Origin of the sequence: Streptomyces adustus, from assembly GCF_009377175.1 — a bacterium.
GTDB lineage: Bacteria > Actinomycetota > Actinomycetes > Streptomycetales > Streptomycetaceae > Streptomyces > Streptomyces adustus.
Window position 1 is genome coordinate 1 of sequence record NZ_VJZD01000102.1, and the last position, 23,390, is coordinate 23,390.

A 23,390-nucleotide genomic window follows, 5' to 3' on the forward strand; every position below is an offset into this window, starting at 1 on the left:
TCGATCACCAGACGGTGATCACGCCACCGCCCGCCCCGTTTCGGCGTCCGGTCCGGTAGCAACGGCTCAATCCGCGCCCACTGGGCGTCACTCAACGGCACACCTGACCAACGATCCGATGATCCGATAGAAACGCCCTAGTGCTCTGACCGGGAAGGTTTGCGGGGTTGCTCGCACGAGCCGGTTGCCGAGCTGATTCCTGAGCTGGCTGGGTCTGGAGCGCCTGGGATGATCGACGACATGACGTGCGATGTGTGCGGTGGCAAGTTGCCCGGTGCCCTCGATTCGATTCCGCTGAGTTCGGATGCCGGAATGTGGGTGACCTGTGGGCACTGTCTCGCAACCGCCATCGTCATGGACTCCGGCGAGGTCCTGCGTCCGCCGTATCGACCTACCTCAGACCGGTGGTGTGCCGCCGTGGACGAGTCCTGCACGCCTGAGATTGAGCATGCCGTCGTGACCAGGGCTCTGACGTTGTGCGGAGCGGACATTGACCGAGAAGGGTTCATCGGGCAGGACTACTCGTGGTCGCCGCTGAGGCAGACGGCCTGCCCAAAGTGCCGGTCGGTCGCCGTCGAGGTGGACGAGCGGTGGCCGGCCGGCCACCGCGGACGCGGGGCAGGCAACCACACCAGCTGTTGATAAGGCGGTGCCCGGATGGCTCCTGGCTTGACGACTTCAGGCTGCCGGGGCGAGGGGGCGTCCTCCCCATCGAATGCCTTTCTCGCTGCGGATGCGAGCTCGCTCGCGTCGTTGGGCAGCGAGTACGTCCGGGTGGCGGGCGTTGGTGTTGCGCCAGCGCAGATAGGCGTGCAGGGCCCTGGTCTGGACGGGGTGGTTGGGGTGGTCGGAGTTGGCGATGGTGAACTGCCGCAGCGGTCCGAAGTGAGCCTCGATCGGATTGGCCCAGGACGCGTAGGTCGGGGTGAAGCACAGCTCGACCCGGCTCTTCCTGGCCCAGCGTCGGATCTGCTCGCCCTTGTGGGCAGACAGGTTGTCCAGGATCACGTAGATCGGGGCGCCGTCCGGGCGGGCCGCGCGAATCGACCTGAGCGCGGCCAGGGTGTTGTCGGCTCCCTTCTTGCGCCGGTTGACGCCCCAAAGGGTGTCGTCGCCGACCGAGTAGCAGCCGTGGAAGTACCGGACCCCGTGGGTGCGGTGGTAGGTCGCGGGGTGCCGCTCGGGGTGACCCGCGGAAGCCCAGCACGATCCGGCAATGGGTCGGATGCCGAGGGGGCCGAACTCGTCGAACGCGAACACCCGGTCCGGGAACCGCTCCAGGACCTCTTCGATGCGGTCGAGCTTGGTGTCGCGCTCGGGGTCGGGCGACTCCTTCCATGTCTTGGTGCGCTGGAAGGTGATGCCGCGGCGGGCGAGCAGGCACCGTAATGCCTCGCGGCCGATCCGGATCAGGCGGCCGTGGACTTTTCGCAGGTAGGCGGCGAGCTTGCGGATAGACCAGCGGGTGAAAGGCTGGTCGAACTTGGTCGGGCGGGTGGTGGCCGTCTGGACGACGAAGTCCTCGTCGTCAGGACTGAGAAGGCGGGGACGGCCTCCCGCCCACCGAGGGTCCAAGCAGGCCAGACCGATCTCGTTGAACCGGTGGACCACGTCCCGGACCGTGTCCTCGTCGGCCTGCACCAACTTCGCGATTACCGGCACCCGGTTCCCGCCAGCCGAGGCCAACAACATCATCGCGCGACGGTAACGCACCGAACTGGTACTGCCCCGGCGCACGATCTGCTGCAGCTTCTGCCCCTCCTGGTCAGTCAACCTGCGTACACGGACAGGCTCAGCCAACACACCCCCAGCGGTCAGATCGGACGTCACCGCTCATCCAACCGCTCGGACACCCAACCCGGCGAACCTACGTGGTCAGAGCACTAGCCGCCCGCATGATCGGCCGATTCCTGGACGCCGGGCACGGCGTGGACTGGGTGGCGGGGGACGAGGTCTACGGCGGCAACCCGAACACCGAGTCTTGGCGGACGCTCACCCCAAGCACCGAGCTGGTTGGCCGCTGTCGACAGCGCTCTGCGATCGACCTGATAAAGATGAGGCCAGACCTCAAAGCTTTGGCCTAGGAGCTGTCCGGCCGATCGTGTGACTACTCGGTCCCGGACTCGTTGACTGGGGCATGGGGCGGGGTGATCTGAGTGATGCCGAGTGGGAGCGGCTGCGCCCATTCCTGCCAGTCAGCAACGGGCGTTGTGGCAGGTGGCGGTATCACCGGCAGGTGATTGACGGGATTCTTCACCGGCTCCGGAAGGCTCACTCAATCCACCGTCCGTGAAGCGGCCGCTTCGATGCCTGATGCCCGCAGCTTCCGCGCCAGGAGCTCCATCTCGGGCAGGGTCCCTGAATACTGCCCGGTCAAGACCTGCTCCAGCACGGCCCGGACGCCGTCCAGGCCGATGCCGAGTTCCGCCCTCAGCACCCGCATGATTGCGGCGTTCCTCGTCGGCGGAGCTACCCGCAACCCTGCCCGCCCGTGCTCGGAGAGCAGTCGGCCACGCAGTCCCTCCGGCAGGTCACCACCACACACAGCCACGGCAAACCCGCAGGCCGGACACGTCGTCTCGACATCCCACCGCAGTTCCTCGCCCACCAGCGCCTGGACACCGCACCACTCCGCCTCGGCACAGCATCCCTGGCACACAGCGGAGTACCTGATGGACTCAACCAAGATCGACTTTTCCATAATCCCACCCCTCAAGAGGAGAGGTTAGACGGCAGGCGGCGAACGTCCTTCCGGGGCGCCAACATGTCCCCTGACACCCGAGCCAGCGGTCCAGGCCGCGCTGGTCCATGCGCTGACGCTATGTCTCGTGAACTTTCCGAGGCCCAGTGATCACCAACTGACGCCCAAATCGGCAGACAAACGCTGCTGCTGAACGTGAACAAAGCCAGGCCATCAACAAGCTCAAGCACGCCCGAGCCGTCGCCACTCGATATGACAAGCGCGGCTACGTCTTCCTCGGCACGATCACGGCAGCGAGCCTCGTCATCTGGCTCCGCACGTGACCGACCACAGCTCCTACGAACTCGCCTCAGTCGGTCGGATGTTGTGGACCACGATGAGCTGAGCCATCCGTTGCAACCGATGCCAGACCTGTGGGTTGTCATCCTCAGCGAGCTCGGGAAGGACCTTCTCAAGCTGGTTGAGGATGAGCCTCACAGTTGCCATCCCCTGCTCATGGAGGGAACCGTCGTTGGCGACCCACGTGTACGCGCAGCCCTCCAGCCTGGTGTCGAGCGACACCAGATCGACGCCCGCCACCTCAAGGTCGTTCCACCTGGGGTTCCACGGCTCGTTCCGATGTTCCTCCCGCAGGCACGCAACCATGGCTACAGGGTCTTCAGCAGCATCCATACGTCACATCATCGCGGGGCCGCCCCGACTGCGAGAAGCCGAGGCCGGCGTCACTACACATGATCGACCGGACAGCTCCTAGCGTTCGCCGCCCATCACTGCCCTTCCAGTCGGAGAGGGGAACCTGACCACGCGCCAGGTTTCCCTTTTCGCCGCGTCGTGCGCCCCTCGCCGACATGGCCGTGTGCTGCCGTCGGACACGATTGCAGGTCAGCCGCATTGACCGGACCGTGAGCACATCTACCGAGCCATCAGCTGGGGATGCTGAGGTGCTCTAAAGGCCTTGCTACAGGATTGACCTGCTATGGAGGGGCATCGACACCGGGTGTGCGGGTCTTTGGATTCCCCGCTGTCCCCCTGATTCCCCGCACGACTTGGCACGCATCTGGCACGACATATTCGTCCTCCCCGACCCCTCGCGAACCGGGCTGCCTGCGCCGGCTACTGCGGGCGGTGAGGGTGGGGTTGTCAGGCAGGGATGCTGATGCCGTCACCGAGCAGCTTCAGACCGAGGACGAAGGAGTGGACGGCCATAACAGCGACGTTGTGCTGTGCTGCCCAGTCTCGCCAGTTGCCGAGGATGTTCTTCGCTCGGTCGCCCATGATGCCGGTCACGGCTGCATGCTGCGAGGGGCGCTATCTGTGAGGAGCTGTTCCGCCCATATGGTCTTGCCGGCGGCGTCGTAGCGGGTTCCCCAGCGGTGGGAGCACTCGGCGACGAGGAAGAGCCCGCGCCCGCCTTCATCGACGGTGGCGGCCCGCCGGATGTGCGGTGAGGTGCTGCCGGCGTCGCTGACCTCACAGATCAGCATCTGGTCCAGGATGAGCCGCAGTCGGATCGGCGGGGCGCCGTAGCGGATGGCGTTGGTGACCAGCTCGCTGACGATGAGTTCGGTGGTGAAGGTCAGATGACTCAGCCCCCACTGGTCGAGCCTTCGCGCCGCGAGCGAGCGGGTACCGGCGACGGCGGCGGGGTCGCTGGGCAGGTCCCAGGTGGCGACATGCGCGGCGTCGAGCGAGCGGGTGCGGGCGAGGAGCAACGCGAGGTCGTCCTCGGCCGCCAGGTGGGGTGCGACCGCGTCGGCTACGGCCTGACCGATGTCGTTCGGCGAAAGGCGGCTCTGTGCGATGAGCGCGCAGAGCTGTTCGTGCAGTGCCCGGTCTGCGTGCCGGGCTGCCAGCAAGCTTTGTCCGTAAAGAACGAGGGTGCTGCCCTCGGCGAGTTCGATCTCGCGAGGCTCGAAGACGGGATCGCCCAGTCCCAAGGGCTCGTTGGAGGGCAGATCCGCGAAGTGGACCTGCCCGGCCGGATCGGCGACGACGGGCGGAGGGTGGCTGGCGCTCGCCATGACGCAGCGGCGGGAAACGGGGTCGTAGACCGCGTACAGGCAGGTGGCCCCGACGAGTTTCTCCAAGATGGCTGCGGACCCTGCCGTGTGTTCGCGTTCGACCAGCCGCGGCACCATGTCGTCGAGCCGGGCCAATACTTCGTCGGGGGCGAGGTCGAGCTGTGCGAGCGTGCGTACGGCGGAGCAGATCTGTCCGATGCAGGCGACGGCCTCGACACCCGTGGCGGGTATGTCGCCGACCGCGAGGGCCACGCGGGCGCCGGAGAGGGGGATCACATCGGACCAGCAGCCGCTCCCCCCGGCGTGCGCGTGGGCCGGACGGTATTGGTGCGCGACCTCGACGGCACTCTGATCAGGGACGCTGCGCGGAAGCATGCCCTGCTGGAGAGTCACGGCGGCGGCACGCTCATGGGTGTAGCGGCGGGCGTTGTCCACGCAGACGGCGGCGCGGGCGACCAGCTCCTGCACAAAGACCAGGTCGTCAGGCTCGAAAGCGTCCGGGCAGGCCGCCGTGCGGTACAAATGGGCTACCCCGAGAAGGATGTCTCTGGCGCACAGGGGCACCACCATCATGGAGTGGGTCCCGTGCGTCAGCAGGGCTTGGGTCCTCGGGTCAAGAGAGTTCCGGACCCAGCTGACGTCGGGGCCGACGGCAGGCAGCAATCGGGGCTGCCCATCGGAAAGGGTCTGGGCATGAGGTGAGTCGGGGGGAAACTCCTGAAGCTCCCCGACCAGCCGGAGCTCTTCGGTGAGCCCCGGATGGCAGGCCTTGCGGGCCACGAGGCGCAGCGTCCTGCGGCCAGCGTCAGAGGGCGTGGCTTCCTCGCCCGCCACGACGCCATCCAGGAGGTCGATCGAGGCGAGGTCGGCCAGGCCCGGGACGAGTACATCGGCAAGTTCCTGAGCCGTGCGCCTGACGTCGAGTGTCGTTCCGATGCGGGCGCTGGCTTCGTCGAGGAGGGCCAGTCGCTCACGTGCCCGATGGCGGTCGGTGACATCCATGACCAGGTCTGTGACGCCCAGACGTCGGCCGTCCTGACCGGTCAGTGCAAACGACGACGTCATCCATACGTGGTCCCTGCTCGGATCAGCAGGCGTACGACCACGGTGCTCTGTACCGACGACAGACAGGCCCGTCTCCAGGACCCGGGCGAGACGGCCCTCGATCTCGGCGACGTCAAGCCCGGGCAGGACCTCACCGAGCCGGTGACCGAGGAGCTCGGCGTTGGGAACACCATGCATGCGTTCCAGCGCAGGGTTCGCACGGACCAGGCGTAGCTGAGTGTCGAACACGGCCACGCCTATCGGCGACTGTGTGAACAGCGCATCCAGGATCGCCAGGTCCACCTCGCGCGGCACGGGCCGCGCCGGCGCATCCGTTTTCCAGTGGCGGCCGGGTGTCTCGGCCGGAACGCCCATCCCACCGGTCCCGTCGTTCGCTCTCGACATCCCTCTCCGTCCCAGGGTAGGCAGGCATGGGAAGGCCCGGCAGGGTGATCAATGACGTCTCCCCAGCAGGCCGCCCACCCTGGCTGAACATTGCTTTCAGGGGTTTCCTCCCGGTCACGCGCGCAGGGCGGAGGCGAGGACGGCGGACAGTCGGGCGGGGCTTGGCGTGGTGGTGAAGCGTGTGACGTGCTCGAGGGTGGCGCGACCGGTGCGGCTGGTGACGAAGTACGGCGGCTTGGGCGACAGCGAGGGGGAGCCGGTGAACAGGCCGCGGGGTGCGGGGGCGAAGGGGGCGCGCAACACGGTCTTCTCGATGTCCTCGATCATGAAGGCGTTGTTGACGAAGCCGATACCGCTGCCGATCGCCTGCCGGGTGTGGCCGGGATGGGCGCCCCATGGGGTGTATCCCAGCAGGAAGTTGACACCGGACCAGGAGTTGACGCCGATGGTGCCGTAGCGCAGCTCGCTCAAGGCCGCTTCCACCGCGCCGGACCCGGTCCGTTCGGTCCGTGGGTGCACGATCAGGGTCGCGCCCAGTGTGCCGGGGAGGACGGTGTTGGCGAAGTCGACGGCGTGGCGCAGGAAATGTGCGGGAGTCTCTCCGGGCAGGCGGACGACGCCCAGCGCGCTGGCGAAGACTTCGCCGGTGAGCAGCATGTCGTCGTGGTCGGTGATGTCCGCGACGAGGATCCGGGAGTCGTCCCCGTGGCGTTCGGCCTGTGGGTGAGCTGCCAGTACGGCCTGAAGCCGGTGGTGGGCCCCGGGGTAATAGTCCGTGCGCGCCGGCAGGGCACGTAGCAGCTGCCTGATCTCCTCCAGCAGCAGTTCGGTTCCGTACCAGGAGCGGGGCAGCACCAGCACCTGACTGGCGATGCAGTTGTGGCCGGAGTTGTTCATCTTGCTCGTGACGATGTGCTCGGCCTGGAAGCGGAAGTCCGGCCTGCTCCACCGCCCCGGCACCACGATGCACGGGCTGACCCCGCCCAGTTCGCTCGTGAACTCCTTGTCGATCAGCGGGGTGTCCTCGCGGCGACGTCGCTCAGCGTGTTCGTCGGTGCCCCAGACGATGGCGTCGTGGGTGCGGTCGCTCCCGGTCACGTGGATGGAATCCACATCGTCGTGGGCGGTGAGGTAGGCGCCCTCGTTCGGGCCACCGTCCACGAACCGCAACCAGCCTTGCTGGATGTACTCGGCGAAGATTCGCTCGAGGTGCGGCCGCAGGTAGGCGTTGACCGGGTTCATCTTGGCGATGACGACCTGGCCTTCGGCGTAGAGCTTGTGCAGGATGTCGGTCGCGGTGAGCGCGGCGACGTTGCCGGCGCCCAGGACCAGTGCCACACCGGGCTCCTGCACGCCATCTCGGTACTGTGCGGCCGCGCGGTTTCGTACCTGCTCGGCCGTGATCCCCGCCTGTATCCGCACCTGGGCGGAATAGCCGCTCAGCAGCACGCGGTCCCAGCCGGTGGCGGGGAAGACGTCCACCCAGGTGCGGCCGCCCCGCTCGTGTACCGCGTCGGCGTGCAGCGGTTCGAGGCCTGCGACCAGGCGCCGCAACACGTGCAGCCGCGCGGTGACGTGCTGGGCCAGCGACCACGGACCGCCGGCCCAGTCTTCTGCGGCCCACGGAGAGTCGGGGCCGTATCCCTTGGCTCGTGCGCCCGCCGCAGCCAGGTCGGCCGCACCGTCGCGGATCCTGGGCATGAGCCTTTCCAGCAGTCCGACGCGTTCGGCGAGTGGCGCGGTCGCCCAGGACGGGGCGTTGTGGCGCAGCTCTCCCAGAGCGCGGTCGAGGTCGGTCGTGTCGAGGGCGGGGCTGTTCACGTCACTCCCTGGCGGGGCCAACAAGCAGAGTCGGAAAGGGGTTTTCAGGCGGCGCGACGCCGAACGTCGTGGTCGGGACGATCAGGGTGACGGTGGCCGTGCCACCGAACGGGGCGGCACGGCCACCAGGGGGGCCGTTACGGCGGTGAACCGACAGGGCTCAGGCACTGCCGGTCGAGGAACAGGGCGCTCAGGACAGCGGGACGCCGGCGATCGCGATGCGCTCCATCACCCGTCGCTGGGGGTAGTAGTCGTTGATGGCGTAGTGCTGGACGGCGATGTTGTCCCAGATCGCGATCGAGTCGGGCTGCCAGCGGAAGCGCACCTGGAGCTCCGGGATGCGCGCCTGTAGACCGAGCTCGTGCAGCAGACTGCGGCTCTCGTCCTCGGGCAGTCCGACGATGCGGGTGGTGAAGGGCTCGTTGACGTAGAGGGTCTTGCGCCCGGTGCGCGGATGCCGCACGACGACCGGGTGCTCGACCGGAGGCAGGGACAGGCGCAGGGCCGCGATCTGGTCCGGGGTCATGAACGTGCCCCAGCTCGGCTCCCAATCGTGCACGGCGGTCAGGCCCTCGATGCGCTGCTTCATCTCGTCGCTGAGGTTGTCGTACGCGGCGCCCATGTCGGCCCACATGGTGTCGCCGCCTGCCGTCGGAACCTCGACCGAGCGGAGCACCGAGCCCAGGGCGGGTGCGGTCATGAACGAGTGGTCGCTGTGCCAGATGTTCTCCTGCCCGATGGCCGTCGCATCCTTCGCCAGCCGTGAGACGCCGACGGTGTCGCCCTTGGGGAAGAACGGGTTCGGCTCCGGCTCGCCCCACACCGCGGCCAGCGCCAGGTGGGCGTCGACGTCGAAGTCGTGCTGGTCACGGAAGAAGACCACTTTCCACTCGAGCAGCGCCTGTCGCAGCTCCTCCGCCAGCACCGCGTCGATCGGCTTCGACAGGTCCACCCCGCTGACCTCCGCCCCGATGTGCTGCGTCATCGGAGCGATCTGCAGCAGCCGGTACGGGGCCGGCGCCGCGCCGGGCGCGGTCCGTTCCAGCACACGCCGACCGAAGTGGATCAGCGGCTTCTCCAGCAGGGGGTTCTTGTCGGCTGCGGTGATCTCCATGCGTTCCTCCACGGTCGCGCCCAAAAAACGTTACCGGAAGTATCGATATCGAAGCGTGCGGCCGCAAGAGCCTCTCCATGACCTTTTCGCTGTGTCGCCTCGGGAGCTGTGACCTTGGCCGGGTGGCCGCAGCGGTGGATGTCGTCAGGCGGGCGTCGAACGCCCGTGAACCTCTTGCGCACTGCGAAAGGCGGGCATTTCGGTCTCCCGCCAGTCGAAGAGAGCTCATTCGCCGAGGCCGTGCAAGTTGCGGCCGCTCATGCGCCAAGCGTCGAGCCCGGGCCGCCATCGGCCAATCGCAGCGAACGGGTCTTGCCCTCAGGTCGGTCCGTATCGATACTGCACGTAACTATTTTCTGTCGCTGTGAACGGCGCAGGCCGACGCGCCTCCGATCCGCCTCGTCCTCTTCCCCGCGCTGCACGCCGACCGCTCGTACCCGAGAACAGCTACTTTCGCGGAGCCCCCGTGCCCAATATCGATCTCACACCTGCCACGCTCAACGACTCCTTCACGACGAGCCGTAGCCACAGGCGACAGGCCTGGACTGTCACCGGGTTGCTGGTGGTCTTCATGATGGTCAACTTCGCCGACAAGTCCGTCCTCGGGCTGGCGGCCGATCCGATACGCCATGACCTGGGGCTTTCGGCGACCGGATTCGGGCTGGCCAACAGCGCGTTCTTCCTGCTCTTCTCGCTGTGCGGCGCCATGGGCGGGCTGCTGGCGGACCGGGTGCGGCCACGATGGCTGCTGCTGGGGATGGCACTGCTGTGGTCGATCGCCCAGATGCCGATGGCCTTGGGCGGAGGGCTGGCCGCATTGGTCGTCTCGCGGATCGTGCTCGGTGCCGCGGAGGGGCCTGCTTTTCCGGTGGCCCAGCACAGCGCCCTGGCGTGGTTCCCGGACAACCGGCGCAACCTTCCCGGAGCACTGCTCAGCGTAGGTATTGCGCTTGGCGTGGTGCTCGCCGCTCCGAGCCTGACCTGGTTGATCCAGCACCACGGCTGGCGCTCCTCCTTCGCCGCCGTCGCCGTCGCGGGCGTGATGTGGGCGGCTGCCTGGACCGTTTTCGGAGGTGACCGATCATCGCAAGCCAGGGCTCACAGCGTCATTGTCGAATCCGGAAACAACGAGGAAGGCAGCTCGCCCGCCCCCTCGTACCGGCGCATCCTGGCCACCAGAACCTGGATCGGGGCCACGATCGGCTACTTCAGCACCTACTGGATGATCGCCCTGTCCCTGGTGTGGGTGCCCTCCTACCTGCACGACGGCCTGGGCTACTCCACCACCACGGCCGCCGGCCTGGTCGCCGGGCTCTGGGCGATCAACGCCATCACCTTGCTGAGCCAGGCGGGGGTGACCGGCTGGCTGCTGCGACGTGGCGTGAGCAGCCGGTGGGCCCGTGGCCGCGTCGGCGGCGTCAGCCTGCTGGTCTCCGCATTCGGCTGCGGCGCTCTGTCGCAGGCCGCTCGTGGACCGGTCACCGTGCTCCTCCTGCTCGTCGGCTTCGGCCTGTGCGGGGCGATGTCCACTGTCGCGGTCACGACGGTCGCCGAACTCGTTCCGGCCCGTCGGCGCGGAGGAGCACTCGGCCTGATGAACGCTGCGGTCACCACAGGCGGTCTGATCGCCCCGGTCCTGACCGGATACATGGTCGACACCCAGGGCAGCGCCGGCTACCAGCACGCCGTACTCCTCGCAGCCGCTCTGCTCCTGTTGGGGGGTACGGCCTGCGTGACACTGATAGACCCAGCCCGCGACGCTCGGCTTCTGACCCCCTCGACGGTCGTCGTCGGCCGCTGATCTGCGCAGGTGCCCCCTGGCGACGGGCGGGAAGGTCCGCAGGCACCCCGCACCCACAGCCCGCGATCTCTCAGGCCTCGGGGTGACCGACCGCCCGGACGACCAGGTCCACCAAGTCATCCACGAAGCGCTCGTTGGGCAGTTCACGCTCCGCCAACAGGCGGTACACCAGCGGTGCCGCCACCAGCGTGGCGGCCGACCGAATGTCGACATCGGGCCGCACCTCGCCCCGGGCGATACCCCGCTGGAGGATGCGGCGCGTCTCGGCCATCAACCGGTCCGTGTAGTCCACGTACTCACCGCGGGCTCCGTCCGCCTCGGCGGCCGACGCCATCAGCTCCGTCAGCAGCCGCGCGGTACCCGGCAAGCGGTACGCCGCCAAGCGCGCCGTCAGCACCTCGCGCAGCTCGGCCCAAATGTCACCGAGGTCCGGAACCGACAGCGGACCGATACGTGACTCGGCCGCTGCGATGATCAAGGCCTGCTTGGACGGCCACCGGCGGTAGATGGCGGGCTTGCTCACCCCGGCACGCGCAGCCACGGCATCCATCGTCACCGCTTTCACACCCTGCTCGGTCACCAGCTCGATCACTGCTTCAAGGGTGTCGTCCGTGACCCGCTCCTGGCGTGGCCGCCCCGGTCCGCGCTCGGCCCTCTGCGTCTGTGCCCCGACCATGCTCCCAGAATACCGGGCACGATGAGCCCCCAGCGCGTGACAGTGCACCGTCAGATGGAAGGCCAGACCCCCTCGGACGACGCCAACTACCGAAGGGCTTCGACACCCGTGGGCGGCTCCGCCGAATCCCCGATGTTCTCCGTGGTTCCCCACGGGATCCGGCAGGCGTCTGGCACGACTTCTTCGTCCCGAGCGGGCCCGCATGATGTCGCCCAGGGGCACGTGCTCGGAGGTGACTTGCCAGGGCGTGAAGGGCAGTGAGTCCATCTTCTCCAGGGTTTCCGGGCCGGAGATGTCCTGCTGCGGCAGCCGCAGCTTCGCCACGGTGACGGACGGCGAGAGCTGCTCGGGCCACTCCATGGTCATGTCCTTCACCGGCATGCGTGCCAGGTCGGTGCAGAGCTGGACCTGGATGTCGAAGGCATAGGGCCGCCCCTGCAGCTCAGCCTCCAGGGCCAGCCGGAAGAACTCGTCATTCGCCGCGTCACCGAGCCTGGTGAGATCCTCGCGCAACACATCGGCCTCGCCCGACTTGATCTCGGTGAAACCGTGAACTCGTTGTAGACCCCGTCCATTGGCGGTCGAGTAGCGGTGAGGGACGGTCCGGGCCTGGCTTGGACCGTGACCGGTTCGTCATCAACTACGAGAGGATGCGCCACGCGATAGCTTCAGACTGATTTCGTCCGTTACGTCCTGTGTCCCGAGTCTGACGTCCCTCGTCGGACCGGACGGGAGGCCTTCGAGTCACTCCCGGAATTCGTGTCGAAAGTTGAGCATCCGGTTCTCGGGACCTGCTGTGTCTGGGGGGAGAGCCGATGCCCATTGCATACGACGAGGAATCCCGGACACTGATCCGCTCGGTTTATGCAGACAGCGATGACGTGATCCCGGAGGTACTGCAAGAAGCAGGGCGCAGCGACGCCTGGTCCGATGGACCTGAGATCCAGGTGCCGGACCAACCGCTGCTTCCCTTCGACATGGGCTGCTCGGGAACCGCTGTGACGCCACACGACAGCTTCCAGGTGCGCATCCCTTCGGGGTGCTACCTGGTTGGCATGATGGGCGGCGGCAAGACTCAGGTGTTCCCGGAGGAGCGACCGTGGCGTTCAAGATGCGAGTTGCCGAACGGGATGAGTGGTCCTATTCGCCGGCCGTCGGCGTCGGACCGCTCCGGTTCGGTATGACTGTCGACGAAGCGGTCGAGGCGGCTGAGACACTCGGCCAGGTAAAGGTCGGTGAGGGTGCACGGCACCATGCGATCTTCGCGCCGACTTGAAAGGTCGAAGTCCACCGTCGCGGGGTGGCTCCTTCACCACCTGCCGTAACGGCCTATGTGAGTCAGGCCGTGGGACTGTTCTGCATCGCTGCCGACGCCGTGCACGGTCCCCAGGTCGCGTACGACGGAATCCCGTTGGTTGGGAGGGACCTTCCGGAGCTGGAGAGCGACACAATTGCGTACGCCGAGGCAAGGGCCGTGCACTTTCGCTACACGCCCGAGGGTTACGCAGCGCCGGACGATCCCGGGATCGTGCTGCGCGGGCAACTGGTCGGGCAGGTCCTCCGATCGCGTCCGTTGTTCATGGTGACGCGGGACGGCGCGCATACCGAATGGGACTCGATGCCCTTCGAGGAGTACGGCGTCGACGGTCTGGCCACGGCCTGACGTGGCGTGACTCATGACGTGATCACAGCCGTCGCCGCGTCGTCCACTCGTGGTGACGGGCGTAACCGGCGACCCGTTGCGATCGCCGAGCAGTAGCGGACCTGGATCGACGACGGACCACTCGACCTCGCCGTACAGGCCGGAGAGCTGCGGCCGCCGCCTGATGGATTGCAGCATGGCCCGCTTGGAGACCGAGACCGTTGACGGCTGCCTCGTCTTAGTGTTTGACAGACCGTCACTTTTCGATCATCCGCGCGCCGTCGACCTGCACCGCACGGAAGGTCGGGTGCCGGTGTCTATCGCGCCAGGGTCGGCGAGGGCGTCGCGGTGCCGAAAGGCTCAGGCGTCGGCGAAGCCGCGTCCGGCCTGGTCGAAGCAGGTCTGCGCCAGGTCCATGAGTCGGTCGAACCCGTCGGAGGGCGACCACAGGGTGTAGGCGGTGCTCATCACGGCGTCGGCGGTGTTCAGGGCCAGTTCCGCGTACACCTCCCGACCTGGTGGGGTGCGCCCGGCCACCCAGTCCCGCAACTCGCCCTTGAACCGGGCCGCGTGCTCGCGTGAGGAGTCCGCGAGGGTGGGGGAGAGGGCCATCAGCCGTTTCTGGGTGACCAGGCTGTCGGAGAAGGTGGCCAGGTAGCCGAGGTACACGCTCTGCAGCGACACCCACAGTGGCTCGCCCTGCGGCCGGTCGGCCATGAGGGAGCGCCATCGGCGAGGGTCCTGCGGAGCAGGGTCGAGGACGATCGCCTCTTTCGAGGCGAAGTAGTTGAACAGTGTGGTCCGGGAGACGCCGGCCGCTTCGGCGATGTCGTCGAGGCTGACCGACTCGAAGCCGCGTCGGTCGATCAGGTCCAGGGCCGCGTCACGGATCGACTGCCAGGTAGCGAGCTTCTTGCGTTCCCGCAGTCCCATGCCGGTGTCGTCGGACATGACTGCACCTTACGGAGGATTTTGGACGCGATACAACTTCCCCCCTCCGTGAAGGTGTGGTTCGTCCGCTGCTGACCGTTCCGGGGCAATTTATGAACTGAGCTCAAACTTGCACTGCGTCCATCTTTCCGATTACGGTTGCTTGAGGCAATCAAAATGGCATGGGTGCAACCCACGTCCAGGTCACCGGACTTCGACCGGGTGGGGATCGATGAGTGACAGTGCGCATGAGGAGACCATCGCTGACGTCCTGCGTCAGCTCGCCGCCATCGCCGTCATCAGGCGCCAGCTGGTGCGGGGGCTCCCGCAGGGTATGGGTGTCGGGGGAGTCGTTCTGGCGGCGCTCGCCCATTGCGGCGAGATCCGACTGCGCGCACTCGCCGACCATCTCGACTGCGACCTGTCGGTGGTGAGCCGACAGGTCGCCCATCTCGAGCAGCAGGGCGCCGTCACGCGCCGTGCCAACCCCGACGACCGCCGCTCCAGCCTGATCAGCATCACCGCTCAGGGACGCACGCGCATCGACGCGCTGGTGCGGGTCCACACCGACTTGCTCGACACGGCCACGGCGGACTGGACGCCGCAGGAACTCACCGCTCTCACCGGATCGCTCGAGCGTCTGAGGCGCGGGCTCGCCCGCCGTGTGCACGGCGCGGAGGTGCCGGCCGAGGCCGACGGATCGGCGTAGCCCACCCTGCGACCCGACCGGCGTCGGATCCGTCATGAACCGCTGTTCCCCCCTCTCCCGCGACGGCGCGGGAGGACCCGACACGAACACTCAGAGGAAACTCCACGTGGCACAACAAGCAAGTACGGAGACCGTCGAGGCCCAGGCCGACGACGCTCCGATGACCCACCGGCAGATCATGGAGGCCCTGTCCGGCCTGCTGCTCGGCCTGTTCGTGGCGATCCTGTCGAGCACGGTCGTGTCCAACGCCCTGCCACGGATCATCACCGATCTCGACGGCAGCCAGTCCGCCTACACCTGGGTGGTCACCAGTACGCTGCTCGCGACCACGATCTCCACCCCCATCTGGGGCAAACTCGCGGACCTGACCAGCAAGAAGATCCTCGTGCAGGCGTCCCTGCTGGTCTTCATCGCGGGTTCGGCGGCGGCAGGGCTGTCGCAGAACGTCGGCATGCTGATCACGTTCCGGGTGGTGCAGGGCCTTGGCGCCGGTGGTCTGACCGCGTTGGCCCAGGTCATCCTCGCCTCGATCATTCCCCCGCGTGAGCGCGGCCGCTACAACGGCTACCTGGGTGCCGTGATGGCGCTGGGTACCATCGGCGGCCCGCTCCTCGGCGGTGTCATCGTCGACACCTCGTGGCTCGGCTGGCGCTGGTGCTTCTACGTCGGCGTCCCCTTCGCCGCGGCGGCCCTGATCGTCCTGCAACGGACCCTGCACCTGCCGCTGGTCACCCGCGTCGTCAAGGTCGACTACCTCGGCGCGGCCCTCGTCGCCGGGTCCGTCTCCCTGCTGCTGATCTGGGTCTCCCTCGCCGGCGACAACTTCGCCTGGTGGTCGGGCCAGACCGCCGCCATGGTCCTCGGCGCGATCGTGCTGGCCGTACTCTTCGTGCTCGTCGAGCTGAGGGCCACCGAGCCGATCATTCCGATGCATCTGTTCCGCAACGGCACTCTGACCCTGTCCGTCGTCGCCAGCCTTGCCGTCGGCACCGCCATGTTCGGCGGCACCGTCTTCCTCAGCCAGTACTTCCAGATAGCCCGCGGCGACTCCCCGACCAGGGCCGGGGTCATGACCCTGCCGATGATCATCGGCCTGGTCGCGTCCTCCACCATCGTCGGGCGTCTGATCAGCGCCTACGGAAAGTGGAAGCGCTACCTCATCGTCGGCGGAATCCTGCTCGTCATCGGGCTGGCCCTCATGGGTACGGTCCGCGCGCACACCGCCTACGGCGTCCTCGCCGTCTACATGTTCCTCATCGGCTGCGGTGTCGGCATGACGATGCAGAACCTGGTCCTCGCCGTGCAGAACACCGTTCCCCTGAAGGAACTCGGCGCGGCCAGCTCCGTCGTCGCGTTCTTCCGCACCCTCGGCGGTGCCGTCGGGGTATCCGCACTCGGTGCCGTCCTGGCCTCCAAGGTCACCGACTACATGACCGACGGCCTGGCCAGGCTGGGTGTCAAGGCCTCCGGGGACGGCTCCCTGCCCGACATCCGCTCTCTGCCGGCGCCGATCGCCGCGGTCGTCGAGGACTCCTACGGGCACGCCACCGGCGTCATCTTCCTCATCGCCGCACCGATCGCCCTCGTCGCCCTGATCGCCATCCTGTTCATCCGCGAAGTCCCGTTGCGCATGGCGGTGGAGGAGACCGCCGGCACCGGCGAAGGCGTCACGGCGCCTCCTGTCGTACCCGGCTCCGTCGCGGAGGCGGCCGCGGCACCTGGCCCCGACACCACCGATCGCAGTGGGTCGTAGCCAGACGACAAAGCGAAACGCTGGACGCAAGGACGCCTGCCATGCACTGGTGGCAGGCGTCGTCCTGTCCGTGGTGGCGGTCGACCGGTGCCGCCACCTGGTCGGATTCCGGTCGGATAGAGACTTTCGCCTCGCACTTCGACGCCCTGTTCAACGTGGCTGCCGCGATCGATCAGGTCCACCATGCGCCCGGCACTGGAGGCACAGGCCGCTGGCTTCCGACGACAGAGCGCCGCCTCATAAGATCTTGAGCCCAGGCACGGATGTCGGAGGGCGACAATGGAAGAACCGCGGATACGCCTCGGCAGTGATGATGTGTGGCTGGAACTGGCGCGGACCGATGGCGGCAGCTGGCAGGTCACTGCAGATTGGTGCTCATGGCTGACAGCTGACTTCACCGCGGATCTCAGCGGTGCGGAGGTTGTGGACTTCGCGGACCGCATGCTCTCTCACCTGCGTGCGCCGTCGGGTGGACGCTTTTCGGCGGCGGTGACTCCTGGTCGGAACAATCCGCTGAGGTTGAAGGCGGAGCCTGTCGGGGACGGTTTCGCCTTTTTCGTGCGCCTGACCCCCAACGGCGACGACGATGTGTGTCATTTGCAGATGGAGATCGATCCGATCGCCACGTTGGAACTTCTTGAAGCATTCAGTGCGCTCTACGCGGCACTGGTGCTCTGCCCTCCGGAACATCTGGTCAAGCCGCGATCTTGAGGGGGCGTCCGCCCCAGTGGGCCTGAATCGGGTTTGCCCATGAGGTGCAGGTCGGGGTGGACCCTTTCACGAAGGACACCGCAAAATGACCACCGAAGGAGACGGCGGCAGTGCTGGTCGATCTGATCGTCGAGAATGGGCGAATCCACACCGGCGACCCCCAGACGCCCGTTGTGGACACCCTGGCCGTCCTCGACGGATGTGTCGTGGCCACCGGACGCGAGGTGGACGGTCTCAAGGCCCGCCAGCGCGTCAACGCGCACAACCGTGCCGTTCTGCCCGGCTTCAACGACGCCCACGCTCACAGCGTCTGGTTCGGAACGCTCCTCCTCGAAACCGGCCTTTCCTGATGGCCACCATCGAGCGGGCCCTGGACCTCGCGACCGCGCAGTACGCCCGCGAAGGACTCACCAGCGTCACCGACGCAGGTGTCGCCGGCGGCTGGATCGGCCACGCACCGGGCGAACGCGCGGCCTACCAGAACGCACGCGAGCGGGGGACGCTGCGTACCCGGATGCAGGTCATGCCCGTCATCGACGCCCTCGCACGCATCGGCGGCCACTCCGGGGAGGCCGACCGGCTCGGACTCGGCGCCGGGGTCCGTACGGGATGGGGCGACCACGCGCTTGAGCTCGGACCGAACAGGCGCAGGTGCGCCAGGTCCCAGCGGCCGGAGGCGAGATCGACGGCGATGGGGGAATCTCTGCCAGCAGCCGACGAGCGCGACACCTCCGTCCAGGCGGAGGTGTTCCGGCCCTGATGGACGACCAGCTCGGGCAGATCGTGTCCATACCGCGGTGCTTGGCGTGGCGGATGAGGCTGATGATGTGCCAGCCGGCGCTGAGGCTGTCGCCCCGCACTTGCTCGACCTCCGCGTACAGGGCTGCCTGCGGTGATCGCCACCCGATGGAGAGCAGCACGTCGCGTTTGGAAGCGAAGACCTTGACGGCGGCTGTCGGGCGGTTCTTGACGGGGCGCCACTGGTCCATTACCCGCGCCCCGTTGACCTGCACCGGACGGAAGGTCGGGTGCTGACGTCGGGTAATACTCGTATGCGCCGAATGGTAGGCGGTCGGATGGCGGACAGCCACTTGGTTTTCCCATAGGGCTGATCAGCTGCCGCTGGGAGTCACTTCATTTTCTGTGAATGCGGGGGCCCGGAATGTGCTGCGAGTCCGGCGCGTGCCTGTTCTCGCATGTCGATGGGCCACCGAAGAAGTCTCGCGTCAGACTCGGGTGATCAAGTCCGCAGAGAAACCTGCCCCGGGAGTCCAGCCATGTCCCATGGCACATCGTCATATTCCTCCCCTGTACCTCGCAGGGCGCTGTACGTCGCGGTAGTCGGCCCCGGGGCGGCAACGCCGTCCGAGAATCAGACGGCTCAGCGGCTGGGAAGACTTCTTGCGCAGCAGCACTGCATCGTGATCTGCGGCGGACTCGGGGGAGTGATGGAGGCGGTGTGCCGGGGGGCGCAGAGCGAGGGAGGTATCACGGTGGGACTCCTTCCAGGAAGTTCGCGGGCAACGGGAAACGACTTCCTTTCGGTGGCTTTGCCGACCGGCCTCGGCGAACTGCGCAATGGCCTGGTCGTGAGAAGCGCTGATGCTGTAATCGTCGTAGGCGGAAGCTGGGGAACGCTGAGTGAAATGGCGCTGGCTGTACGAACGGGCAAGCCGACCATTGTGATCAGCGGATGGGAAGTGCGCGTGCCCGGTAAATCCGAGCACTCGGAACTGAGGTTGGCTTCCTCGGCGGAGGATGCGGTGGGGATGATGTTCTCGATGGTGGGCCCCGAGACCGCGACAGATGATGCCGTATGAAACCTCGGAGAGGACGTGCGCTTGACGGGTGCTGTCGCTGACCTCGCGCGGTGCCCGGCGGAATCGCGCACCGGGCACCCGTCCTTGACCGCCGTCATCACCGGCGCCCTCGCCCTCGCCGTCGCGGCCTGGCGGCTTCCCCGAGCCGCATGGCCCGACATGGCCGCCGTCGCGGTGCTGTCCGCGGCCTCCGCGCACTTGTGGCGGACCTCCGCGAACATGGCGCAGCTGAACCGGGACGGCCTGCCGGGCCTCTTCGCCAACGACTGGGCCGCACCCGTCCTCACGTACATCTTCCTCAGCCTCTACGCCGACGTCCGCCTCCCGGCCGACCCGCGCCGCTACGCCCGGACCCGGGCGCTCGCCGCCCTCGCCTCACCGGCGGTCGACGTCATCACCATCCAACACGACAAGCATCTGAGACGGTCGCGCCCGAACGGCCGAACGTCACAAGGGCGATATCATCACAAAATCGGCAAGCCATCTCGCCCCACCGCGTAGAAGATGGCACCGTCACTGCGTGTGAAAACGATCGGAACCGGACAGACCGACCACTCTGTGCGCTGGAGGCTGCTGCTGGCCAGCGCCACCATGCTCTTCGTCGAGCTGGCGCTGATCAGATGGGCGGGCGCCAACGTCGTCCACCTCAGCTACTTTTCGAACTTCATCCTGCTGGGGTCGTTCCTGGGTATCGGCATCGGGTTCCTGATCCCTGCCGCGCGCGGGCAGTGGCTCACACGCTGGGCACCGGTTCCGCTCGCGCTTCTCGTGATTCTGGTACGCGAGTTTCCGGTGCAGGTGCGTCAGAGCAGCGGCCAGGTCATCTACTTCACCGCCGTGAAGACCACCGGCTTGCCCGAGTGGGTGACGCTGCCGGCCATCTTCCTGCTCACCGCGCTGGTCATGACCGCGATCGGCAAGATCACCGCCGATTTCTTCCGCCGGCTTCCCTCGCTCGACGCCTACCGCTACGACCTGCTCGGCAGCATCACCGGCTCGGTGTCCTTCGCCCTGCTGTCCTGGCTCCGCACTCCGTCGGTCGTATGGGGCGTACTCGCCGCCGCAGCCCTGCTCGTCCTCGGCGGTCGGCGCAACACCCTGCGCTACGGCGTCCCCCTCGCGGCGATGGTCGCTGCGCTGTTCGTGGAGACGACGACGGCCGGCATCTCCTGGTCGCCCTACTACAAGATCCAGGTCACGCCCGAGACATCCACCGCCGGGGGATACCGCATCTCCGCCAACGGTGTTCCGCACCAGAGCATCGCGCCGCTCGCGGCGCTGATGCAGAAGAACTCGCCCTATCGGCAGCCGTACGACCGGACGCCCGGCAATCCGCACAAGCGCGTGTTGGTCATCGGGGCCGGCAACGGCAATGACGTCGCGGTCGCGCTGGCGCACGGAGCGAAGCGCGTGGACGCGGTGGAGATCGATCCCCGGTTGCAGCAGATCGGCGCTCAGTTGCACCCCGCGAAGCCGTACAACGACCCCCGGGTGCACGTCCACATCAACGACGGACGGGCTTTCCTGGAGCGGACGAACGCCAAGTACGACCTCATCGTCCTGGCGCTGCCGGACTCGCTGACGCTGGTGGCCGGGGCGAGCAATCTGCGCCTGGAGAGCTACCTGTTCACGCGGCAGGCGTTCGAGGCCGCGCGCGATCACCTGGCGCCGAACGGCGCGTTCGCCATGTACAACTACTACCGGACGAGCTGGCTGGTCGACCGCTTCGCCGGCTCCCTCGACGACATCTACGGCCACGCCCCCTGTATGACGACGTTCGGCAGGAACGCGGCCGTGCTGGTGGCCGGGATGACGACCGCCGACCAGTCGTGCGAGCGGATTTGGCAGCCCAGTGGTGCGGTCCCGGAGGCCGCGAGCGACGACCATCCTTTCCCGTATCTGCTCCACCGGGACATCCCCACGCTCTACCTGGGTACGCTGGGCGCGATCCTGCTGATGACCCTCCTGGCGGTACGCCTGGCCGGGGTCCGGATCCGAAGCGCGGTCCGCTACACCGACATGTTCCTGATGGGCGCGGCCTTCATGCTGCTCGAAACGAAGAACGTGATCGGCTTCGCGCTCTACTTCGGTACGACCTGGCTGGTCAACGCTCTGGTCTTCATCGGCGTACTGCTCGCCGTCCTCGCGGCGGTCGAGGTCCGGCGCCGGCTACGGCGGGTCAACCGGCTGCCGCTGCAACTCCTGCTCTTCGGCACCCTCGCGGCAGCCTGGCTCGTCCCGGCGAACGCCGTGCTCTCGCTGCCCTTCGCCGGACGGCTCGCCGCCGCCATCGCCCTGGCTTTCGCCCCCATCTTCTGCGCCAACCTCATCTTCTCGGACCGCCTCGCGCTCGCCTCCGACCCGACGTCCGCGTTCGGCGCGAATCTGCTGGGCGCGCTGACCGGAGGCGCGCTCGAATACCTCGCGCTGGTGACGGGCTATCAGGCGCTACTGCTGGTCGTCGCCCTGCTGTATCTGGGGGCGTTCGTCGCCATGCGGTTCGCCGAGCGCGGGCCGGGTGCACAGTCACGGCAGGTGCCGGACGAAACGGTGGCCCTCGACAGCCGGTAGAGCGGGGTCAGGCCGGTGCGAGTGTGGGTATGTCCCGGGGAGCCCACGTCAGCACGCGCGGATCCGAGCGCCATGAGTACGACGGCGCGGATCACGATCCTGGCCACGGCCTGCCGTCCCGCGCGGCCGGGCCGCGGCTGTGGGCGGCCGGTGATGCGGGCACGGGCGGGCGCGTGGGTCGTCACGCGGCGGGCTGCCGCCGGGCGTACGCCTCGATCTCGATCTTCATACGGGGGTCGGCGAGGCCGCACACCAGCATGGTCGCGGCCGGGCGGATCCCGCCGAAGGCGCGGCGCAGGGTCGGCCAGCACGGCTCGAAATCCTCGCGGTCGGGGAGCATGTACCGCACCCTCACCACATCGGAGAGGGTGCAGCCCGCCTCGGCCAGCGCCGCCTCGATGTTGCGCAGGCACTGATCGGCCTGCTCCACCACGTCGTCGGAGATGGTCATGGCGGAGTAGTCGAACCCGGTCGTCCCGGATACGTGCACCCAGTCGCCGTCCACCACGGCCCGCGCGTAGCCGATCTGCTCCTCGAACGTCGAACCGCTGAGGATCGCGCGCCGCTCCCTCGGCCCCTGCTCCAGCTGCTGTGGCGGGTTCTGCGCCAGTCGCTCCGTCATGCGCCGAACGCTAGGTCAGCTGCACCGATACGTCCAATAGCCGCTCAGGACCGGTCTGATATGCATCGGCGTATGGAACGCCCCCAGCTCCCGCTCCAACAACTGCACGCTTTTGTCGTCCTCGCCGAGGAACTCCACTTCGGCCACGCGGCCGCCCGCCTGGGCATCACGCAGCCGCCGCTCAGCCAGCAGATGCGCCGCCTGGAGGACACGGTGGGCCACGCGCTGTTCACCCGCGCCCCCAGCGGCGTCAAGCTCACCCCGGCGGGCCGGGAGCTGCTGCCCGCCGCCCGGCAGGCTCTCACCGGCCTTGCGGACGGCCTGGCCGCGGCGCGGGCGGTCGGCGACGGGCTCGCCGGGCGGCTCCGGATCGGGTTCGCCGCATCCCTCGCCCTCACCGTCCTGCCCGGCCTGCTGCGCACCTTCCGGGAACGGTTCCCCGATGTGCGCCTGGACATCCGCGAGATGACCACCGCACCGCAGATCGCCGCCCTGCACGAGGGGTCCATCGACGTCGGCCTGCTGCGCGAGCCGCCCGCCGTCGAGCCGGGGCTGGTCTTCCGGACCGTACTGACCGAGCCGTTCGTGGCTGTGTTGCCGTCCGCGCATCCGCTCGCGGCACAGCGGACGGTCCGCGTCGCGCAGTTGGCGGACTCGCCCTTCGTCCTGTTGCCCCGCGAGGTCGGACCGGGACTCCACGACCGGATCACCGGTCTGTGCGCCGAGTCCGGCTTCACACCCCGGCTCACCCAGCACGCGGTGGAGTGGCAGACCGTCTGCGCCCTGGTGGCAACCGGTCTCGGCGTCTCCCTGGCCCCGGCCGGCATCCGCCGACTGCGCCTCAAGGGGGTCGCCTTCCGCGGGATCGGACCCGACGCCGCCCGCACTCGGGTAGCCGTCGCCTGGCGTCAAGACGACTCGAACCCCCTGGTCGCCCGCCTCCTGGGGGCCGTCGGCCAGGATCCTGGACCCGGGACCGGCAGGCCCGCATGTTGAGGTGCCGTGCATTGCTCTCGGGTATCGAGAGTCGTGTCACCACGTGTCGTCCC

The 23,390-nt window shown here is 67.7% G+C and carries 22 protein-coding genes and 2 pseudogenes; 14 read left to right on the plus strand and 10 right to left on the minus strand.

The genetic code is table 11. The features are described 5' to 3' along the window. Positions 1 to 678: 678 nt before the first annotated feature. Positions 679 to 1,800, minus strand: a complete 1,122-nt coding sequence (locus FNH09_RS23820) for an IS630 family transposase (protein ID WP_202919738.1) — start codon at positions 1,798 to 1,800, stop codon at positions 679 to 681. 475 nt (positions 1,801 to 2,275) lie between these two features. After that, entirely contained in the window at positions 2,276 to 2,443 is a 168-nt protein-coding gene (locus FNH09_RS48800; RefSeq protein ID WP_238427035.1) for a hypothetical protein, read from the minus strand. A gap of 455 nt (positions 2,444 to 2,898) precedes the next feature. Between FNH09_RS48800 and FNH09_RS48805 the strand changes: the two are divergent. Next, positions 2,899 to 3,024 (plus strand): annotated as a pseudogene (locus FNH09_RS48805) (IS5/IS1182 family transposase); the annotation flags it as partial. A 13-nt stretch (positions 3,025 to 3,037) separates the two neighbouring features. Here FNH09_RS48805 and FNH09_RS23840 read toward each other — a convergent pair. The 5 genes from FNH09_RS23840 to FNH09_RS23860 all read right to left on the minus strand — a co-directional run bounded on the left by FNH09_RS23840 (position 3,038) and on the right by FNH09_RS23860 (position 9,106). Beyond that, complete coding sequence (locus tag FNH09_RS23840) at positions 3,038 to 3,373, minus strand: hypothetical protein (RefSeq protein WP_152891338.1); 336 nt, start codon at positions 3,371 to 3,373, stop codon at positions 3,038 to 3,040. Positions 3,374 to 3,841: 468 nt separating this feature from the next. Continuing rightward, positions 3,842 to 3,988 carry a GAP family protein gene (locus FNH09_RS23845; RefSeq protein WP_238427037.1) on the minus strand — a complete coding sequence of 49 codons (147 nt, stop codon included), beginning with the start codon at positions 3,986 to 3,988 and terminating at the stop codon, positions 3,842 to 3,844. Beyond that, the gene (locus FNH09_RS23850; RefSeq protein ID WP_152891340.1) at positions 3,985 to 6,141 is read right to left on the minus strand and encodes a SpoIIE family protein phosphatase; all 2,157 of its coding nucleotides are present in this window, start codon (positions 6,139 to 6,141) and stop codon (positions 3,985 to 3,987) included. The genes FNH09_RS23845 and FNH09_RS23850 overlap by 4 nt, the downstream gene beginning before the upstream one ends. A 144-nt stretch (positions 6,142 to 6,285) precedes the next feature. Further along, positions 6,286 to 7,992, minus strand: coding sequence for an aldehyde dehydrogenase family protein (locus FNH09_RS23855; protein WP_162469001.1), 1,707 nt, complete (start codon positions 7,990 to 7,992; stop codon positions 6,286 to 6,288). Positions 7,993 to 8,182: 190 nt separating this feature from the next. Next, positions 8,183 to 9,106, minus strand: coding sequence for a TauD/TfdA dioxygenase family protein (locus FNH09_RS23860; protein ID WP_152891344.1), 924 nt, complete (start codon positions 9,104 to 9,106; stop codon positions 8,183 to 8,185). 466 nt (positions 9,107 to 9,572) lie between these two features. Between FNH09_RS23860 and FNH09_RS23865 the strand changes: the two genes are divergently transcribed. Then, entirely contained in the window at positions 9,573 to 10,907 is a 1,335-nt protein-coding gene (locus FNH09_RS23865) for an MFS transporter (protein WP_338017668.1), read from the plus strand. A 70-nt stretch (positions 10,908 to 10,977) separates the two neighbouring features. On the opposite strand, the gene FNH09_RS23870 is transcribed toward FNH09_RS23865, so the two are convergent. Continuing rightward, complete coding sequence (locus FNH09_RS23870; protein ID WP_338017669.1) at positions 10,978 to 11,499, minus strand: TetR/AcrR family transcriptional regulator; 522 nt, start codon at positions 11,497 to 11,499, stop codon at positions 10,978 to 10,980. Between the two features lie 331 nt (positions 11,500 to 11,830). Between FNH09_RS23870 and FNH09_RS46760 the strand changes: the two genes are divergently transcribed. From FNH09_RS46760 to FNH09_RS23885, 3 genes are all read left to right on the plus strand, one after another. After that, on the plus strand, positions 11,831 to 12,010 hold the full coding sequence (locus FNH09_RS46760) for a hypothetical protein (RefSeq protein ID WP_156110832.1): 180 nt from the start codon (positions 11,831 to 11,833) through the stop codon (positions 12,008 to 12,010). A gap of 388 nt (positions 12,011 to 12,398) precedes the next feature. After that, positions 12,399 to 12,767, plus strand: coding sequence for a hypothetical protein (locus FNH09_RS23880; protein ID WP_152891346.1), 369 nt, complete (start codon positions 12,399 to 12,401; stop codon positions 12,765 to 12,767). Positions 12,768 to 12,916: 149 nt separating this feature from the next. Continuing rightward, on the plus strand, positions 12,917 to 13,246 hold the full coding sequence (locus FNH09_RS23885) for a hypothetical protein (protein WP_162469002.1): 330 nt from the start codon (positions 12,917 to 12,919) through the stop codon (positions 13,244 to 13,246). A 339-nt stretch (positions 13,247 to 13,585) separates the two neighbouring features. Here the strand turns inward: FNH09_RS23885 and FNH09_RS23890 are convergent, their stop codons facing one another. After that, positions 13,586 to 14,176: a TetR/AcrR family transcriptional regulator gene (locus FNH09_RS23890; RefSeq protein ID WP_152891350.1), complete on the minus strand. Its 591-nt coding sequence runs from the start codon at positions 14,174 to 14,176 to the stop codon at positions 13,586 to 13,588. 211 nt (positions 14,177 to 14,387) lie between these two features. Here FNH09_RS23890 and FNH09_RS23895 point away from each other — a divergent pair, with 211 nt between their 5' ends. The 8 genes and pseudogenes from FNH09_RS23895 to FNH09_RS23930 all read left to right on the plus strand — a co-directional run bounded on the left by FNH09_RS23895 (position 14,388) and on the right by FNH09_RS23930 (position 21,719). Then, positions 14,388 to 14,864, plus strand: coding sequence for a MarR family winged helix-turn-helix transcriptional regulator (locus FNH09_RS23895; protein WP_152891352.1), 477 nt, complete (start codon positions 14,388 to 14,390; stop codon positions 14,862 to 14,864). A gap of 160 nt (positions 14,865 to 15,024) precedes the next feature. Further along, positions 15,025 to 16,602 (plus strand): annotated as a pseudogene (locus FNH09_RS23900) (MDR family MFS transporter); the annotation flags it as partial. 294 nt (positions 16,603 to 16,896) lie between these two features. Then, on the plus strand, positions 16,897 to 17,328 hold the full coding sequence (locus FNH09_RS23905) for a hypothetical protein (protein ID WP_152891354.1): 432 nt from the start codon (positions 16,897 to 16,899) through the stop codon (positions 17,326 to 17,328). A 110-nt stretch (positions 17,329 to 17,438) separates the two neighbouring features. Next, entirely contained in the window at positions 17,439 to 17,678 is a 240-nt protein-coding gene (locus FNH09_RS23910) for a hypothetical protein (RefSeq protein WP_152891356.1), read from the plus strand. Continuing rightward, on the plus strand, positions 17,678 to 18,088 hold the full coding sequence (locus FNH09_RS23915; RefSeq protein WP_152891358.1) for a hypothetical protein: 411 nt from the start codon (positions 17,678 to 17,680) through the stop codon (positions 18,086 to 18,088). Before FNH09_RS23910 ends, FNH09_RS23915 begins: the two co-directional genes overlap by 1 nt. A 517-nt stretch (positions 18,089 to 18,605) precedes the next feature. Then, the gene (locus tag FNH09_RS23920; RefSeq protein WP_152891360.1) at positions 18,606 to 19,148 is read left to right on the plus strand and encodes a TIGR00725 family protein; all 543 of its coding nucleotides are present in this window, start codon (positions 18,606 to 18,608) and stop codon (positions 19,146 to 19,148) included. Between the two features lie 84 nt (positions 19,149 to 19,232). Then, positions 19,233 to 19,649: a hypothetical protein gene (locus FNH09_RS23925; RefSeq protein ID WP_152891362.1), complete on the plus strand. Its 417-nt coding sequence runs from the start codon at positions 19,233 to 19,235 to the stop codon at positions 19,647 to 19,649. 21 nt (positions 19,650 to 19,670) lie between these two features. Beyond that, complete coding sequence (locus FNH09_RS23930; protein WP_338017670.1) at positions 19,671 to 21,719, plus strand: spermine/spermidine synthase domain-containing protein; 2,049 nt, start codon at positions 19,671 to 19,673, stop codon at positions 21,717 to 21,719. A 181-nt stretch (positions 21,720 to 21,900) separates the two neighbouring features. Here FNH09_RS23930 and FNH09_RS23935 read toward each other — a convergent pair whose 3' ends face one another. Further along, complete coding sequence (locus tag FNH09_RS23935) at positions 21,901 to 22,341, minus strand: RidA family protein (protein WP_152891366.1); 441 nt, start codon at positions 22,339 to 22,341, stop codon at positions 21,901 to 21,903. Positions 22,342 to 22,413: 72 nt separating this feature from the next. Here FNH09_RS23935 and FNH09_RS23940 point away from each other — a divergent pair, with 72 nt between their 5' ends. Then, a complete protein-coding gene (locus tag FNH09_RS23940; RefSeq protein ID WP_152891368.1) occupies positions 22,414 to 23,337 on the plus strand; it encodes a LysR family transcriptional regulator in 924 nt (307 codons plus the stop codon). The last annotated feature ends 53 nt before the right edge of the window (positions 23,338 to 23,390 follow it).

What these genes read in the sequence shown, in the direction of transcription:
- FNH09_RS48800 (WP_238427035.1), bottom strand. Translation starts at nt 2,443, where the DNA reads ATGCGGGTGCTGAGGGCGGAACTCGGCATCGGCCTGGACGGCGTCCGG.
- FNH09_RS23840 (WP_152891338.1), bottom strand. Translation starts at nt 3,373, where the DNA reads ATGGATGCTGCTGAAGACCCTGTAGCCATGGTTGCGTGCCTGCGGGAG.
- FNH09_RS23850 (WP_152891340.1), bottom strand. Translation starts at nt 6,141, where the DNA reads ATGGGCGTTCCGGCCGAGACACCCGGCCGCCACTGGAAAACGGATGCG.
- FNH09_RS23860 (WP_152891344.1), bottom strand. Translation starts at nt 9,106, where the DNA reads ATGGAGATCACCGCAGCCGACAAGAACCCCCTGCTGGAGAAGCCGCTG.
- FNH09_RS23880 (WP_152891346.1), top strand. Translation starts at nt 12,399, where the DNA reads ATGCCCATTGCATACGACGAGGAATCCCGGACACTGATCCGCTCGGTT.
- FNH09_RS23890 (WP_152891350.1), bottom strand. Translation starts at nt 14,176, where the DNA reads ATGTCCGACGACACCGGCATGGGACTGCGGGAACGCAAGAAGCTCGCT.
- FNH09_RS23895 (WP_152891352.1), top strand. Translation starts at nt 14,388, where the DNA reads ATGAGTGACAGTGCGCATGAGGAGACCATCGCTGACGTCCTGCGTCAG.
- FNH09_RS23905 (WP_152891354.1), top strand. Translation starts at nt 16,897, where the DNA reads ATGGAAGAACCGCGGATACGCCTCGGCAGTGATGATGTGTGGCTGGAA.
- FNH09_RS23915 (WP_152891358.1), top strand. Translation starts at nt 17,678, where the DNA reads ATGGCCACCATCGAGCGGGCCCTGGACCTCGCGACCGCGCAGTACGCC.
- FNH09_RS23920 (WP_152891360.1), top strand. Translation starts at nt 18,606, where the DNA reads ATGTCCCATGGCACATCGTCATATTCCTCCCCTGTACCTCGCAGGGCG.
- FNH09_RS23935 (WP_152891366.1), bottom strand. Translation starts at nt 22,341, where the DNA reads ATGACGGAGCGACTGGCGCAGAACCCGCCACAGCAGCTGGAGCAGGGG.
- FNH09_RS23940 (WP_152891368.1), top strand. Translation starts at nt 22,414, where the DNA reads ATGGAACGCCCCCAGCTCCCGCTCCAACAACTGCACGCTTTTGTCGTC.